Source organism: Desertivibrio insolitus, assembly GCF_017355965.1.
Classification (GTDB): Bacteria; Actinomycetota; Actinomycetes; order Actinomycetales; family Microbacteriaceae; genus JAFIQW01.
This window is the reverse complement of sequence record NZ_JAFIQW010000002.1, coordinates 415,637-431,346: the sequence shown is the minus strand read 5'-3', so window position 1 is coordinate 431,346 and position 15,710 is coordinate 415,637. Positions and strand designations below refer to the sequence as shown.

General features: G+C 71.1%; 11 protein-coding genes. 1 reads left to right on the top strand and 10 read right to left on the bottom strand.

Annotated elements, in window-relative coordinates; genetic code table 11:
* The first annotated feature begins 2 nt into the window (after window positions 1-2).
* Window positions 3-2,702: a glycoside hydrolase family 9 protein gene (locus JUB10_RS05930; RefSeq protein WP_307859111.1), complete on the top strand. Its 2,700-nt coding sequence runs from the start codon at window positions 3-5 to the stop codon at window positions 2,700-2,702.
* Between the two features lie 81 nt (window positions 2,703-2,783).
* Here the strand turns inward: JUB10_RS05930 and JUB10_RS05925 are convergent, their stop codons facing one another.
* From JUB10_RS05925 to mtrA, 10 genes are all read right to left on the bottom strand, one after another.
* Window positions 2,784-3,776: an LLM class F420-dependent oxidoreductase gene (locus JUB10_RS05925; protein WP_207454741.1), complete on the bottom strand. Its 993-nt coding sequence runs from the start codon at window positions 3,774-3,776 to the stop codon at window positions 2,784-2,786.
* Between the two features lie 20 nt (window positions 3,777-3,796).
* Window positions 3,797-4,792, bottom strand: a complete 996-nt coding sequence (locus JUB10_RS05920; RefSeq protein WP_207454740.1) for a PHP domain-containing protein — start codon at window positions 4,790-4,792, stop codon at window positions 3,797-3,799.
* Between the two features lies 1 nt (window position 4,793).
* On the bottom strand, window positions 4,794-7,685 hold the full coding sequence (gene secA / locus JUB10_RS05915) for a preprotein translocase subunit SecA (protein ID WP_207454739.1): 2,892 nt from the start codon (window positions 7,683-7,685) through the stop codon (window positions 4,794-4,796).
* A gap of 69 nt (window positions 7,686-7,754) precedes the next feature.
* Window positions 7,755-9,227: a sensor histidine kinase gene (locus JUB10_RS05910; RefSeq protein ID WP_207454738.1), complete on the bottom strand. Its 1,473-nt coding sequence runs from the start codon at window positions 9,225-9,227 to the stop codon at window positions 7,755-7,757.
* Window positions 9,224-9,955 (bottom strand): response regulator transcription factor, encoded by a 732-nt coding sequence (locus tag JUB10_RS05905; protein WP_207454737.1) that lies wholly within the window; start codon window positions 9,953-9,955, stop codon window positions 9,224-9,226. Before JUB10_RS05905 ends, JUB10_RS05910 begins: the two co-directional genes overlap by 4 nt.
* A gap of 130 nt (window positions 9,956-10,085) precedes the next feature.
* A complete protein-coding gene (hpf, locus tag JUB10_RS05900) occupies window positions 10,086-10,787 on the bottom strand; it encodes a ribosome hibernation-promoting factor, HPF/YfiA family (RefSeq protein WP_207454736.1) in 702 nt (233 codons plus the stop codon).
* Between the two features lie 93 nt (window positions 10,788-10,880).
* Window positions 10,881-11,540, bottom strand: coding sequence for a ComF family protein (locus JUB10_RS05895; protein WP_207454735.1), 660 nt, complete (start codon window positions 11,538-11,540; stop codon window positions 10,881-10,883).
* A 62-nt stretch (window positions 11,541-11,602) separates the two neighbouring features.
* A complete protein-coding gene (locus JUB10_RS05890; protein ID WP_207454734.1) occupies window positions 11,603-13,315 on the bottom strand; it encodes an LpqB family beta-propeller domain-containing protein in 1,713 nt (570 codons plus the stop codon).
* On the bottom strand, window positions 13,312-14,979 hold the full coding sequence (mtrB, locus tag JUB10_RS05885; protein WP_207454733.1) for an MtrAB system histidine kinase MtrB: 1,668 nt from the start codon (window positions 14,977-14,979) through the stop codon (window positions 13,312-13,314). The genes JUB10_RS05890 and mtrB overlap by 4 nt, the downstream gene beginning before the upstream one ends.
* 11 nt (window positions 14,980-14,990) lie before the next feature.
* Window positions 14,991-15,677, bottom strand: a complete 687-nt coding sequence (mtrA, locus tag JUB10_RS05880) for an MtrAB system response regulator MtrA (protein ID WP_207454732.1) — start codon at window positions 15,675-15,677, stop codon at window positions 14,991-14,993.
* Window positions 15,678-15,710: the final 33 nt, after the last annotated feature.

The window sequence follows — 15,710 nt, the reverse complement described above, 5'->3', positions numbered from 1 at the left end:
ACGTGGTCTCAGCAAGACGAAGTCTGACGCGCGCAACGGCGGCCCTCGGGGCCGGCATCCTCGCGACTTCCACCCTTCTCATCGCCGATTCGGCAGCGGCCGCCCCGGGCGACGCCGCGGTCGAGCAGGTGCCCGGCGGCGACTTCCAGGACGGCACTCTCGACCCGTTCTTCGCCACCGCGGGCACGACGAGGATCACCGACGGCGTGCTCTGCGTCGACCTGCCCGGCGGTACCACCAACCGCTGGGACCAGATCGTCGGCGTCAACGGCATCGTCGTCGAGGCGGGCACCACCTACACGCTGTCGTTCGACGCGAGCTCGTCGACGGGCCGCCCGATCCGGGCGATCCTCGGCGACGACGACGCACCGTACGACGTGCTCTTCGAGCAGAACCCCACGCTGACCAGCGGGCTGACGCGCTACGAGTACACCTTCACGCCGGGCAAGGGCTTCCCCGCCGCGGCCGGCGAGGACCCGGCAAGTGGCCAGGTGGCCTTCCAGGTCGGCGGCTCGGCAGAGCCCTGGACCTTCTGCCTCGACAACGTGTCGCTTCTCGGCGGCACGGAGGAGGAGCCGTACGCCCCCGAGACCGGGCCGCGAGTGCGCGTCAACCAGGTCGGCTACCTGCCCGAGGGCCCCAAGCAGGCCACCCTCGTCACCGAGGCGACGGATGCCGTGAGCTGGCAGCTGCAGCGGAACGGCACGGCAGTGGCATCCGGCCAGACGACTCCGGCGGGCGTCGACCCGACGGCCGGCCTCAACGTGCACGTCATCGACTTCGGAAACGTCACCGCGCCCGGCGAGTACACCCTCGTCGCGGACGGCGAGACGAGCTACGCCTTCGAGATCGGGCAGAACATCTACCAGCAGCTGCGGGCCGACGCGCTGAACTACTTCTACCCCGTACGCAGCGGCATCGCGATCGACGGCTCGATCATGGACGGCCAGCCGCACGCGGACGAGTACACCCGCGACGCGGGCCACGTCGAGAACCCCGAGAGCTCCCTCGTCGCCGACAGCCCGAACAAGGGCGACTACGACGTGCCGTGCCTCTCGCGCGAGACGGAGGGCCAGTACTGGAAGTACGGCGACTGGACCTGCGACTACACGCTCGACGTCACGGGCGGTTGGTACGACGCCGGTGACCACGGCAAGTACGTCGTGAACGGCGGCATCGCCGTCGCGCAGCTGCTCGGCACCTACGAGCGCACGCTGTACAGCCCGACGGGCACCGCCTCGGCTCTCGAGGACGGCAGCCTCAACATCCCCGAGGCGGACAACGGCATCCCGGATGTGCTCGACGAGGCCCGCTGGGAGCTCGAGTGGATGATGAGCATGCAGGTGCCGGAGGGCGCCCAGTACGCCGGCATGATCCACCACAAGGTCGCGGACGTCGACTGGACCGGGCTGCCCCTGCTGCCGTCGGAGGATCCGCAGGCGCGTTACCTGCACCGCCCGTCGACCGCGGCGACGCTGAACTTCGCCGCCGTCGCCGCTCAGGGCGCTCGTCTCTGGGCTCCCTACGACGCGGCGTTCGCCGAGGAGCTGCTCGCCGCCGGTGAGGTCGCCTGGCACGCCGCCGTCGCCACGCCGAACCTGCTCGAGCCGGCGCCGAACGCCGACCCCAACCCGGGTAGCGGTCCCTACAACGACGCCGAGATCGGTGACGAGTTCTACTGGGCCGCGGCCGAGCTCTTCCTCACCACGGGCGAGCAGGAGTTCGAGGACCACGTGCTCGCGAGCAAGTACCACACCGCCGACATCTGGACCGCGGACGGCTTCGACTGGGGCCACACCGCGGCGCTCGGGCGCCTCGACCTCGCCACCGTCGAGTCCGACATCGCCGGGCGTGAGCAGATCCGCGCCTCGGTGATCAGCGGTGCCGACCGCTACCTCGCCTGGCAGGAGAAGCAGCCCTTCGGCACCTCCTACCCCGGCAAGGGCGGCGTGTACCAGTGGGGCTCGAACAGCATGGTGCTGAACAACCAGGTCGTCCTCGCGACCGCGTTCGACCTCACGAGCGACCAGCGCTACGCCGACGCCGTGCTCGAGGCGATGGACTACCTGCTCGGCCGCAACGCGCTGAACAACTCGTACATCACGGGCTACGGCGACGTGTTCTCCGAGAACCAGCACAGCCGGTGGTTCGCCCACTCGATCGAGCCGAGCCTGCCGAACCCGCCGCGCGGATCCGTCTCGGGCGGCCCGAACTCCGACACGGGCACGTGGGACCCGGTGATCAAGGGCGTCTACACCCCCGAGCGGATGTGCGCTCCGCAGTTCTGCTACCTCGACGACATCCAGTCGTGGTCGACGAACGAGATCACCGTGAACTGGAACTCGGCGCTGTCGTGGGTCGCCTCGTTCGTCGCTGACCAGGGCGCCGGTGACCGCAGCGACGCCGGACAGGTCGTCCGCGTGACGGGCGACCCGCAGGACGCGACGGTGCGCAACGGCTCGAAGGTGACCTTCACCGCCGCGGCCACGGGCGCGCCCGCCCCGACCGTGCAGTGGCAGGTGCTCGCCGACGGCGTGTGGAAGGACGTGAAGAAGGGCCAGGGCACTTCGCTCACGATCACCGCGACCAAGAAGGACAGCGGCAGCCAGTACCGAGCGTTCTTCGAGAACGAGTTCGGCGGCGCGTACACGGAGCCGGCGACGGTCACCGTGACGGAGCCCGGCAAGGGAAAGGGGCGCTGATCGGCGGGTAACGCCTCCGACCGAAGATGAGGAGCCCGGGTCACGTCGGTGGCCCGGGCTCCATCTCGTCTGCGGACGCGACTACTGCAGCGCCGGCACGACCTCGCGCTCGAACAGGTCGATGCCCGAGCGGTCGTACGCGGCCTCCGGGAAGTAGTGGATCGCGTAGCCGAGGCCGAGCTCCTGCATCCCGCGCAGCTTCTCGACGACCTGCTCGGGCGTGCCCACCGCGAGCGCCTTGTCGGTCTTGTACTCGGCGATGAAGTCCGCCGCGCGCTCCTCGCCGATGAACGGGCGCACCCGCGCCTCGATCGCGTCGAGCCGGTCCGCGACCTCCGCCTCGGTCTCCGCGATGACCGTGTTGTAGTTCGCGCTGCGCACGATCGCGTCGAAGTCGGTGCCGAGCTCCTGGGTGTGGGCGCGCAGGATCTCGCTCTTGGCCGTGAACTCCTCAGGGGTGCCGGCGAAGTTCGTGTACGCGGCGTACTTCGCCGCGATGCGCAGGGTGACCTTCTCGCCGCCGCCCGCGATCCAGAGCGGGATGCCACCCTGCTGCAGCGGCAGCGGACGCACGATCGCCCCGTCGACCTGGTAGTGCTCGCCGTTCAGCGTCGCGACGCCCTGCGTCCACGCCTGGCGCATGATCTCGACGCCCTCGTCGAGGCGGCCGAGCCGCTCCCCGATCCGCGGGAAGCCGTAGCCGTACGCGCGCCACTCGTGCTCGTACCAGCCACCGCCGATGCCCATCTCGACGCGGCCGCCCGAGACGATGTCGACGGTCGAGGCGATCTTGGCGAGGTAGGCCGGGTTGCGGTAGCTCATGCAGGTGCACATCTGACCGAGGCGCACGCGCTTGGTCGTCGCGGCGAACGCGGCCATGAGCGTCCACGCCTCGTGGGTCGCCTCCTCAGTGGCGACGGGCACGGTGTGGAAGTGGTCGTACACCCAGATCGACTCCCACGGGCCGTCGTCGGCCTGCTGCGCGAGGGTGTTCATGGTCGCCCACTGCTCCGTGGGGTCGATGCCGACGAGGTCGTGCCGCCAGCCCTGGGGAATGAAGAGTCCGAATCTCATGCTTCGACCCTAGGCCGGAATCAGCGCTTCCTCGTCGTCCACTCCAGGAGCTTCTCGGCGGGCCACGTCGTGACGATCCGCTCCTCCGGCACCCCCGCCCGCTCGGCGCGTTCCGCGCCGTAGTCGAGCAGCGAGAGCTGGCCGGGAGCGTGCGCGTCGCTGTCGATCGAGAACAGGCATCCGGCGTCGAGGGCGAGCGCGATCAGCTCGTCGGGCGGGTCCTGCCGCTCGGGCCGCGAGTTGATCTCGACCGCGACGCCACGAGCCGCGCATTCGGCGAAGACGGCCTCGGCGTCGAACGTCGCGCCGGGTCTCGTGCCCCTGGAGCCCTCGACGAGGCGACCGGTGATGTGCCCGAGCACGTCGGTGTACGGGTTCGAGACCGCGCCGATCATCCGTCGCGTCATCTGGGCGGGATCCATCGACAGCTTCGAGTGCACGCTCGCGACGACGACGTCGAGCCGGCCGAGCATCTCGTCGGTCTGGTCGAGCCCGCCGTCGTCGAGGATGTCGACCTCGATGCCCGAGAGCAGGCGGATGCCGTCGCCGCCGAGCCCCGCGACGACCTCGAGCTGCCGCTCGAGCCGCTCGACGCTCAGCCCGTTGGCGACCCGGAGTCGGGGCGAGTGATCGGTGAGCGCGAGGTACTCGTGGCCGAGCGCCCGCGCAGCATCCACCATCTCCTCGATCGGCGTGGTGCCGTCCGACCATTCGCTGTGGCTATGCAGATCGCCGCGGAGCCTGGCGCGGAGTCCGCTCGTCGGTCCGCCGCCGGTGCGCTCGCGCAGTTCCGCGAGGTAGTCGGGCACCCGGCCCTCGAGCGCCTGGCGGATGACCTTGTACGAGGAGTCGCCGACGCCCTTCACTGCCTTCAGCCGCACCGGGTCGGCGACGACGTCGGCGGGCAGGGACGCGATGGCGTCCGCCGCCCGCCGGAACGCCTTCGACTTGAAGGCCGACGCGCGTTCCCGCTCGAGGAGGTACGCGATCTCGGTGAGCGCCTCGAGCGGGTCCACGTCAGCTCTTCTTCTTGTTGCTCTCCTGCGACCGGCGCTGCGCGCGGTTGGCGGGCGCCGCGGGGGCCGCCTCCTCCGAGCGCTGACCGAAGCTGCCGCGGGCGCCGCCCTGCGGAGCGGCCGCGCGGCGGGCGGTCGCCGCCTGGCTGGCGCGAGCGGCGGCGGGGCGTGCCTGCGCCGTGGCGGGTCCGCCGTTGGAGCGGCCGAACGCGGGGTTGAGCGAGCCCTGCGCGGCGGCCTGCTGCGCACGCGCCGTCGCGGCGGGCTGCAGCTGGCCGCGCTGGTTGCGCACCTCGACCTCGCCCTGGTTGTCGGCGTCCGGTGCGGTGTAGGTGAGACCGGTGGTCGGGGCGGAGGCGCCGAGGCCCTTCGCCGAGACCGAGGCCGTGCCCTCGCCGCCCGTGACCTCGACCTCGAGGTTGAACAGGAAGCCGATGGACTCCTCGCGGATCTGCGCCATCATGCTCTGGTACAGCGCGAAGCCCTCGCGCTGGTACTCGACCAGGGGGTCGCGCTGCGCCATCGCGCGCAGGCCGATGCCGTCCTTCAGGTAGTCCATCTCGTAGAGGTGGTCGCGCCAGCGGCGGTCGATCACGCTCAGCACGACGCGGCGCTCGAGCTCGCGCATCGCGGGCTCGCCGAGCGACTCCTCGCGGCGCTTGTAGGCGACGCGGGCGTCGGAGAGGATCTCGTCGGTCAGGAACTTCGGCGTGAGCCGGCCGTTCGCCTCGCTCAGCACCTCGTCGATCGTGATCGACACGGGGTAGAGCGTCTTGAGCTCGGTCCAGAGGGCGTCGAGGTCCCAGTCATCCGAGTTGCCCTCGGCGGTGTGCTGGTCGACGACCTCGGTCACGACGTCGGTCAGGAACTTCTGCACGCGGTCCTGGAGGTCGTCGCCCTCGAGGATGTGACGGCGGTCGGAGTAGATCGCCTCGCGCTGCCGGTTCAGCACGTCGTCGTACTTGAGCACGTTCTTGCGGATCTCGGCGTTGCGCGCCTCGACCTGCGCCTGGGCCGAGCGGATGGCCCGGCTGACGACCTTCGACTCGATGGCCAGGTCGTCCGGCACGTTGCTGCGCGTCATGAGCGCCTCGGCGGCACCGGAGTTGAACAGGCGCATGAGGTCGTCCTGCAGCGACAGGTAGAAGCGGCTCTCGCCGGGGTCGCCCTGTCGGCCGGAGCGTCCGCGGAGCTGGTTGTCGATGCGGCGCGACTCGTGGCGCTCGGTGCCGAGCACGTAGAGACCGCCGGCCTCGATGACCTTCTCGGCCTCCTCGGCGACCTCCTTCTTGACCCGCTCGTAGACCGAGTCCCACTCGGCCTCGTACTCCTCGGGGGTCTCGACGGGGCTCAGCCCGCGGCCGTTCATCTCGGCGACGGCGAGGAACTCGGCATTGCCGCCGAGCATGATGTCGGTTCCACGGCCGGCCATGTTGGTGGCGACGGTGACAGCGCCGATGCGACCGGCCTGCGCGATGATCGAGGCCTCACGCGCATGGTTCTTCGCGTTGAGCACCTCGTGCTTGATGCCCTTCTTGGCCAGCAGGCGCGAGAGGTACTCGCTCTTCTCGACGCTCGTGGTGCCGACGAGCACGGGCTGGCCCGACTCGTGGCGCCGGGCGATGTCCTCGACGACCTGGTCGAACTTGGACTTCTCGCTCTTGTAGACCAGGTCGGACTGGTCCTTGCGCTGCATCGGCTTGTTCGTCGGGATGGGCACGACGCCGAGCTTGTAGGTCGACATGAACTCGGCCGCCTCGGTCTCGGCGGTACCGGTCATGCCGGAGAGCTTCTTGTAGAGGCGGAAGTAGTTCTGCAGCGTGACGGTCGCGAGGGTCTGGTTCTCGGCCTTGACCTTCACACCCTCCTTCGCCTCGATCGCCTGGTGGATGCCCTCGTTGTAGCGGCGCCCGGCGAGGATCCGGCCCGTGTGCTCGTCGACGATGAGCACCTCGCCGTTCATCACGACGTAGTCCTTGTCGCGCTTGAACAGGGCGTTGGCCTTGATCGAGTTGTTGAGGAACGAGATCAGCGGGGTGTTCGCCGACTCGTACAGGTTGTCGATGCCGAGGTAGTCCTCGACCTTCTCGATGCCCGGTTCGAGCACGCCGACGGTGCGCTTCTTCTCGTCGACCTCGAAGTCGACGCCCGGCTTGAGCCGCTTGGCGATGTTCGCGAACTCGGTGAACCAGCGGTTCGCCTCGCCCGAGGCGGGGCCCGAGATGATCAGCGGGGTGCGCGCCTCGTCGATGAGGATCGAGTCGACCTCGTCGACGATCGCGAAGAAGTGGCCGCGCTGCACCATGTCGCTCGTGTTCGAGGCCATGTTGTCGCGCAGGTAGTCGAAGCCGAACTCGTTGTTCGTGCCGTACGTGATGTCCGCGGCGTACTGCTCGCGGCGCTCGGCCGGGGTCTGCCCGGCGAGGATGCAGCCGGTCGTCATGCCGAGCGCGCGGTAAACGCGGCCCATGAGCTCCGACTGGTACGACGCGAGGTAGTCGTTGACGGTGACGACGTGCACGCCGCGGGAGGCGAGCGCGTTGAGGTAGGCGGCGAGGGTCGCGACGAGCGTCTTGCCCTCACCGGTCTTCATCTCGGCGATGTTGCCTAGGTGCAGGGCGGCCCCGCCCATGAGCTGCACGTCGAAGTGCCGCATGCCGAGCGTGCGCTTGGCGGCCTCGCGCACCGCGGCGAACGCCTCGGGCAGCAGGTCGTCGAGCGACTCGCCATTGCCGTAGCGCTCGCGGAGCTCGTTCGTCTCGTTCTTCAGTTCCTCGTCCGTGAGGCTGGAGAAGTCGCTTTCGAGTTCGTTGACCGCCTGGGCGTAGTGCTGGAGCCTCCGAAGAATGCGCCCCTCACCCACGCGCAGGACGCGTTCGAGAACGTTTGCCACCTGAACTCCCAACCTGTCGGTTCCGGGCGGACAGCACCCGGCCGTTACCGGCCCGTAACTCTAGCAATGCTAGCGACGGGTTCGCTGCGGCGCGGCTGCCCCATCGCGCGCCTGGAATTCGCCCTGAGCGAGCGGCAGCCGCACCGTGAAGACGGTGCTGCCGGGCCTGCTGTCGACGCCGATCGAACCTCCGTGCGCCGCCACGACGGCGGCGACGATCGACAGCCCGAGACCGGTGCTGCCGGCGTTCCGCGAGCGCGACGAATCGGCGCGCGCGAAGCGCTCGAAGAGGGTGTCGCGCACGCTCTCGTCGACCCCGGGGCCGTCGTCCGCGACGGTCACCACCGCGGCCTCCCCCTCCACTCGCACCCCGGCGGTGACCGAGGTGCCCGGCGGGGTGTGCACGCGCGCGTTCGCGAGCAGATTCGCGACGACCTGGTGCAGCCGCGGCGCGTCGCCGAGCACGACGACCGGGGTCTCCGGCGCATCGAGGCCCCACTCGTGGTCGCTCGACGCGACGGCGGCGTCGCTCAGCGCGTCGCGCACGAGCGGGACGAGGTCGACGGGCGCTCGGTCGAGCTCGCGGCCCTCGTCGAGCCGGGCGAGGAGCAGCAGGTCCTCGACGAGCGAGGTCATCCGCAGCGACTCCGACTCGATCCGGCCGAGCGCGTGCCGCAGGTCCTGCGGCAGGTCGCCGCCGCGCATGCGCGTGAGCTCCGAGTAGCCGCGGATCGCGGCGAGCGGCGTGCGCAGCTCGTGCGAGGCATCCGCGACGAAGCGTCGCACCCTGGCCTCGCTCGCCTGCCGGGCGGAGAGAGCGGATGCCACGTGCCCGAGCATCCGGTTGATCGCGAGCCCGAGCCGCCCGACCTCGGTGCGCGGGTCGGTGTCGGCGACGCGCTCGTCGAGCACGACCTCGCCGGAGGCGAGCGGCAGCTCGGACACCCGGCTCGCGGTCGCGGTCGCGCGGTCGAGGGGGCGGAGGGCGAGGCGCGCGACGAGCACCGCGAGCGCGCCCGCGGCCACGAGCCCCGCGACGCTCACCCCGAAGACTGTCCAGCCGAGCTGGGTGACGGTGCCCTCGACCTGGTCGAGCGGCAGCCCCACGACGAGCACGGCTCCGCCGGGGCCCGCGCTCGCGACCATCCGGTAGTCGCCGAGCGTCCCGAGCTGCACCGTGCGCGGCTCCGCCCCGGGCCGCAGCGCGACGACCTCCTCGATGCTGTCGACCCCGAGCACCCGGATGAGGCCCTGCTGCGTCGACACCTCGGCGCGGACGACGGTGCCGTCGACGAGCACCGCGCCGAAGGTGCCGGCCTGCTGTCCGACGGCGCCGACGAGCGCGCCGGACGCGTCGCCGCGCACCTCGACCGCCGCCTCGGCTCGGCCGACCGCGGACGCGAGCTGGTCGTCGATCCGGTCGAGCAGGAAGCCGCGGAGCGCGAGCACGCTGATCGTGCCGATGACGGCGCTCACGACGACCGTCAGCGCGATCATCCCGACGACGAGCCGCCGCCGGAGCGACCACGCCCCGCGTCTCATGACGCGGGCTTGAGCATGTAGCCCACGCCCCGGACGGTGTGGATCATCGGCTCCTCCCCCGCGTCGATCTTCTTGCGGAGGTAGGAGATGTAGATCTCGACGATGCTCGATCTGCCGCCGAAGTCGTAGCTCCACACCCGGTCGAGGATCTGCGCCTTGCTGAGCACCCGGCGCGGGTTGCGCATGAGATAGCGGAGCAGCTCGAACTCGGTCGCGCTGAGCGACACCTGCCGGTCACCGCGATGCACCTCGTAGCTCTCCTCGTCGAGGACGAGGTCGCCCACGCGGAGCACGGGGTCGTAGGCATCCGCCGCCACCGCAGTGCGCCGGATGAGTCCCCGCAGCCGGGCGATGACCTCCTCGAGACTGAACGGCTTGGTCACGTAGTCGTCGCCGCCTGCGGTGAGGCCGGCGAGCCGGTCGTCGAGCGCGTCCTTCGCGGTGAGGAACAGCACGGGCACGTCGCCGTTCGAGGCGCGGACGCGCTTCAGCACCTCAAGCCCGTCGAGGTCGGGGAGCATGACGTCGAGCACGATCACGTCGGGCGCGAACTCGAGCGCCGTGCGGATCGCCTTCTGGCCGGTCTCCGCGGTGCGGACGTCCCAGCCCTCGTAGCGCAGCGCCATCGCGACGAGATCGCTGAGCGACTCCTCGTCGTCGACGACCAGCGCGCGCACGGGCGTGCCGTCGGCGCGGGTGAGGCGGGGCATGGCGGATGCGGAGGACATGGGGAGCACCATCGGGGAGGAAGCTAAGAGCATCCTATGAAGCGACCAACGCTCCGCTCAGGCCCAGCCGGAACGGCGGAGCGCCCGGCTCCTCGCGAGGAGGGACCGGGCGCTCTCGGCATCCGTCGTCCTACGCGTTGATCTTGCGCGCGGCGACCGCCTCCTCCTGCAGCTCGGGGGCGTCGTCGTCGAGCGCGATGACCCCGTAGTCCCAGCCCTTGCGGCGGTAGACCACGCTCGGGCGGTTCGACTCGCTGTCGATGAAGAGGTAGAAGTCGTGGCCGACGAGCTCCATGTAGTAGAGCGCGTCGTCCACCGTCATCGGCGTCGAGGCGAACACCTTGCGACGGATGACGACGGGCGAGTAGCCGTCGTACGGGTTCTCCTCGTTCTCGGCCGACTCGTCGACCACGGCGATCGACCCCGTCGCGACACGGTCGAGCACCTCGGTCGTCGCCGGCGTGATGTCGATCTGGCTGAACCCGTCGCCGCTCGCCTCGTGCAGCGAGGTCGGCCGGTGCTGCCCCCGGTGGATCTTGCGTCTGTCCTTGCCCCGGCGCACCCGTTCGAGCATCCGCCCGAACGCGAGGTCGAAGGCCGCGTACTTGTCCGGGCCCTCGGCCTCCGCACGGATCACCGGTCCCGGCCCCACCAGCGTGAGTTCGACCCGGTCGTTCGCGGCCGTGCCGTTCGGCTGGCTGTGACGACTGAGCCGGACCTCGAGCACCTGCGCCTTCTCGGCGAGAGTCGCGATCTTCTCGGACTTGTCGGTTGCGTACTCACGGAAACGATCGGTGACTTCGACCTTCTGGCCCGTGATGCTTGTGTCCACGACAACCTCCTGCTCCTCGGCGCACCGCCCGCGGTATCAGGCGGTTCCGACGCCTTTCGGTCGTTCAACGCTAGCCCGGCCCCTTCTGCGAAGTCACTGAGGAGTTCCCTGAGTATCCGTCGACCTTCGCCGACGGGGCGTGTGGGCGACGACGGCGGCACCCACGACGTCGGCACCCGCCGCGCGCAGGGCGCGCGCCGCCTCGGCGAGGGTCGAGCCGGTCGTCGCGACGTCGTCGACGACGAGCACCCGGATGCCGCTGAGCGGCCGGGCCGCGACGAGGGACCCCTGCCGGTTGGTGCGGCGCTCCTCGAGGCCGAGCCGCTTCTGCTCCCCGGCGGCGCGGACCGGCTTCAGCGCCCGCGGCAGCACGGGCAGCCCCGCGCGGGACGCGAGCATCGCGACGGGGTCGAACCCCCGGCGGCGCAGGCCGGCCCGGCTAGGGGGAACCCGGACCGCCCAGGTGCGGCCGCCGCCGAACTCCGCGGACGCGGCGGCGAGCGCCGGAGCCAGCGCGCCCGCGAGCGCGCCGCTCCCCCGCTCCTTCAGCCCCGCGACGACGGCGCGCACGGTGCCCTCGTACGCGAGGCCCGCCGCCGCCGGGGTGCCGTCGGGCAGGGCGAAGCGTGCGACGTGCGGAACGAGCTGGGCTCGGCATCCGTCGCACACGCTGCGGTCGGGCTCGCCGCAGCCCGCGCAGTCGACCGGGAACAGCACCGCGAGCGCGTCGAGCAGGGCGTCGGCGAGGGGCACGCGTGGAGCATCGCCCGCAAGCCGGCGGGCCGGGGCGCTCGCGACGGGACCGGGGAGAACGGCTACTGCTGCGTGCCTATGAAGGAGACGTCGCGGATGACGGCGGCCCAGCCGCTCGCGGCGCGGACGTAGACCGTGCCGTTGCCGCTCAGCGCGCGGATGGCGGGCACCGTCGCGGTGCTGTTGCCGCCGACGATCCGCGTGGCGCCGTCGACCGTGCCCAGGCGGAGCGAGCCGCCGCCGAGGGTGCGCTGCTCGACCAACCGGCCCTCCCCGGTCTCGATGAGGGTCGCCACGCTGTGGTCGGACACCCACGTCGCGTCGAGCGCGGTGCCCTCGTCGAGCGGCATGTCGAGCACGGCCTGGGTGAGGCCGGTCGGGGCGCCCGAGGACCGCAGGATGCCCGCGACGACGAGCCTCGGCCCGCTGTCGCTCCAGAGCAGCAGGAGCAGCCGCGACCCGTCGCGGGACACGTCGATCGAGACCACGCGCGAGGCCTCGGGCAGCGACGTCGTCGACACCGCGATCGGGTCGCCACCGTCGACCGGCCGCGCCTGCAGGGCGTACGGGCTGTCGCCGGGCACGCTCCAGACGTAGTCCTGCTGGTCGATCGAGGGCGGGACGAGACCCGGCCGGTCGTCGAGCAGCACGGGCTCGGTGTCGCCGGTCCGCACGCCGAACACCCCCTGCGGGGCGAGGACCGCGGCGCCGGTGATCTGCGAGTTGAGGGTCGCGGCGGTCGCCTGAAGTGCGACGACCTTGCCGCTCAGCGACCCGATCGGGCCGACCGCGCCGCCGGAGTACCAGCCGAACTCGCCGTCGCGCATCACGAGCGTGCGGTCGTCGACGGCCGGGTCGATCGTCGCCTCGGAGCCGCCCTGCGGCACCGTGAGCGGCGTCTGGTCGACGGTGAAGCGCACCCCGGTGATCGTGGGGACGTTGCGGAGGCTCTGCTCGGCCTGCTGCCGCATCAGCCGCAGCTGGGCGTCGCTCGCCGTGAGCGCCTCGTCGGAGAGGTCGATGACGGCGATCCCGTCGTCGTCGACGGTGACGGCGCTGAGCTCCGACAGGGCGGTGCCCTCCGGGAACGCGGAGCGCACGGCGCCCTGCAGCCACTCGCTCGGCCCGGCGAGCAGCGCCGAGATGATCCGGGTGGAGGTCTGCGAGCGGCTCGCGAACCAGCGCACGTCGGGCACGAGGAACGTGGTCGTCTGGTCGAAGAAGTAGAGCGAGTGCTGCGAGAACAGCACGTCGAAGTCGGCACGGGAGAGCACGATGCCGTCGGGGCCGTCGGCGATGCGCCACTGGCCCTCGGCATCCTGCTCGAACGTGTAGGACAGCGTGACGGACTGGCTCGACGGGAGTTCGGTGTAGTGCCCCGCCGCGTCGACGCTGCCGCCGACCGTCGCGATGTAGTCGACGCGCACGCCGGAGGAGGCCTCGTCGCCGGTCCCGGTCGGGATGAAGCTCTCGATGCCCTCGCGGATGAGCACGCTCTGCTGCGGCTGCCACTGCTCGGCGAACGCGGGCGTCAGGTACTGGCGCGCGACGGCGTAGTTGTCCTCGGTGCCGGTGGCGGCGTCGACGAAGCCGCGGAGGATCGCGTCGGGCTCCGCGTCGCGCTGCGGGGGCGAGGGGAGGAACGTGATGTCCTGCCGCACCTCGGGGTCGATGACCTGCCCCTCCATCACCGGGCCGGTCGTCGGCACGCTGACGCAGCCGACGAGCGCGACCGGCAGCAGCAGCGCGAGCACCGCGAGCAGGACGCGCCTCATCGCACCCGCTCCCCCCGCGGCGCGCGGAGCGTGGGGATCGGGGCGGTCGCCGGACGCGGCTCCGCGTCGGCCGGCGGGAGCGGCAGCGGCGAGACCGTGATCGGCACGTCGATGTCGCGCGGAAGGGTCAGGCGGAAGCACGCCCCGGCGCCCTTCCGCGACCACGCCTCGAGCCAGCCGCGGTGCAGCAGCGCGTCCTCGAGCGAGATCGCGAGACCGAGGCCGGTGCCGCCGATCGTGCGCTTGCGGGAGGGGTCGCCGCGCCAGAACCTGTCGAACACGTGCTCGACCTGGTCCTCGTCCATGCCGACGCCGTAGTCGCGCACGGCGAGCGCGACCGCCTCCTCGTTGCTGTCGACCGTGACGACGATGTCGCGGCCCTCGCCGTGCTCGACCGCGTTGCCGAGCAGGTTGCGCATGATGCGGCGCACCCGACGGGGGTCGACCTCGGCGTCGAAGTAGCCGCCGAGGGCGACGAGGCGGAGGTTCGACCCGTGCTCGACCGCGAGCGGGCGCATCTGCTCCATCGCGTCCTCGGCCAGCCGCACGAGGTTCGTCGGCTCGGTCTCGAGCTCCACGGCGCCGGCGTCGAAGCGGGAGACCTCGAGCAGGTCGGCGAGGAGCGTCTCGAAGCGCTCGATCTGGTCGTGCAGCAGTTCCGCCGTGCGCGCGGTCGTCGGCGGGAAGTCGTCGCGGGCGTCGTAGAGCACGTCGCCGGCGAGGCGGATGGTCGTGAGCGGAGTGCGCAGCTCGTGCGAGACATCCGACACGAAGCGCTGCTGCACGCGCGAGAGTTCCGCGAGCTGCGTGATCTGCGACTGCAGGCTGTCGGCCATGCCGTTGAAGGATCGGGCGAGGGTCGCGAGCACGTCCTCGCCCCGCTCGGGCAGCCGCACCTCGAGCTCCCCCGCAGCGAGCCGTTCACTCGTCTCGGCGGCCTCGCGGATCGGCCCGACGACGAACCGCACGACGACCCACGTGACGATCGCGATGAGCGCGAGCAGGGCGATACTGCCGATCGCGAGCGTCTGCTGCACCGTCGTGAGCGTCTCCTGGGTGTCACTGAGGTCGAAGACGAGATAGAGCTCGTACACGCCGCTGCCCGGGACGGTGAGCAGGGAGCCGACGATAAGCCCCGGAACGTCCGGGGCGTCCTCCCGAGGCACCGTGATCGACTGCAGGAAGAGGCTGCCCCGTTCGCCGAGGCTCACCCGGTCGGCCTGCGAGGCCACCGAGGCGCGCAGGTCGTCGGTCGGCTGGTCGTCGGGGAAGCCCGGGCTCGTCTGGTTCTGCAGGACGGCCTGCCCGACCTCCTGCCCCTCGACGCGGAAGATCGCGATGTCGGTGCTCGACGGGGTCGAGGTCGACTGCAGGATCGCGTTGCGCGCCTCCGCCCCGAGGGTGTCGAGCTCGGTGCCCTGCGTCGCCGTCGAGTTGTCGAAGAGGGACTGGGCGCGGAGCGTCGCGCGCTCGGCCTCGGTCTCGATCTGGTCGCGCCGGGCCTCGAAGAGGTTCGTGCCGATCGACACGACCATCGACGAGACGATGAGCGTCACGACGAAGCCCGAGAGCAGCATCGTCGACGCGACGGCGCGGAACTGCAGCGACGTGCGCCAGAACTCCGGCACCTTGCGCAGGAGGTCGACGATGCGGCGACCCGTCATGGCCTGACCGATCAGGAGGACGAGGAGGAGCCGGCCCGGTAGCCGACGCCGCGCACGGTCGTGACGATCTTGGGGTTGTCCGGGTCTTCCTCGATCTTCGCCCGGAGCCGCTGCACGTGCACGTTCACGAGGCGGGTGTCGGCCTTGTAGTGGTAGCCCCACACCTGCTCGAGCAGCATCTCGCGGGTGAACACCTGCTGCGGCTTCAGCGCGAGGGCGAGGAGGAGCTCGAACTCGAGCGGGGTGAGCGCGATCTTCGTGTCGCCGCGGCGCACCTCGTGGCCGGCGACGTCGATCTCGAGGTCGCCGATCTGCAGCGTGTCGGCCTGCGTCTGCGGGGCCGGGCGGAGCCGCGTGCGGATGCGGGCGACGAGCTCCTTCGGGTTGAACGGCTTCACGACGTAGTCGTCGGCGCCGCTCTCGAGGCCGGCCACGACGTCGGTCGTGTCGCCCTTGGCGGTCAGCATGATGATCGGCACCCCGGACTCGGCACGGATGCGGCCGCACACCTCGATCCCGTCGGTGCCCGGCAGCATGAGGTCGAGCAGCACGAGGTCGGGCTTCGTCTCGCGGAACGTGCCGAGCGCCTCGTCGCCGTCCGCGCAGAAGGTCGGCTCGAAGCCCTCGGTGCGCAGGACGATTCCGATCATCTCGGCGAGCGCGGTGTCGTCGTCGACGACGAGGATTCGGGAGCTCATCTGGTCCTTCTGTCGGGGCCGCCCGCGCGGCGC

Bases quoted from the DNA above. Each gene is read 5' to 3' on its own strand.
- JUB10_RS05925 (WP_207454741.1), bottom strand. From the start codon at position 3,776: ATGAGATTCGGACTCTTCATTCCCCAGGGCTGGCGGCACGACCTCGTC.
- JUB10_RS05910 (WP_207454738.1), bottom strand. From the start codon at position 9,227: ATGAGACGCGGGGCGTGGTCGCTCCGGCGGCGGCTCGTCGTCGGGATG.
- JUB10_RS05905 (WP_207454737.1), bottom strand. From the start codon at position 9,955: ATGTCCTCCGCATCCGCCATGCCCCGCCTCACCCGCGCCGACGGCACG.
- JUB10_RS05890 (WP_207454734.1), bottom strand. From the start codon at position 13,315: ATGAGGCGCGTCCTGCTCGCGGTGCTCGCGCTGCTGCTGCCGGTCGCG.
- mtrB (WP_207454733.1), bottom strand. From the start codon at position 14,979: ATGACGGGTCGCCGCATCGTCGACCTCCTGCGCAAGGTGCCGGAGTTC.
- mtrA (WP_207454732.1), bottom strand. From the start codon at position 15,677: ATGAGCTCCCGAATCCTCGTCGTCGACGACGACACCGCGCTCGCCGAG.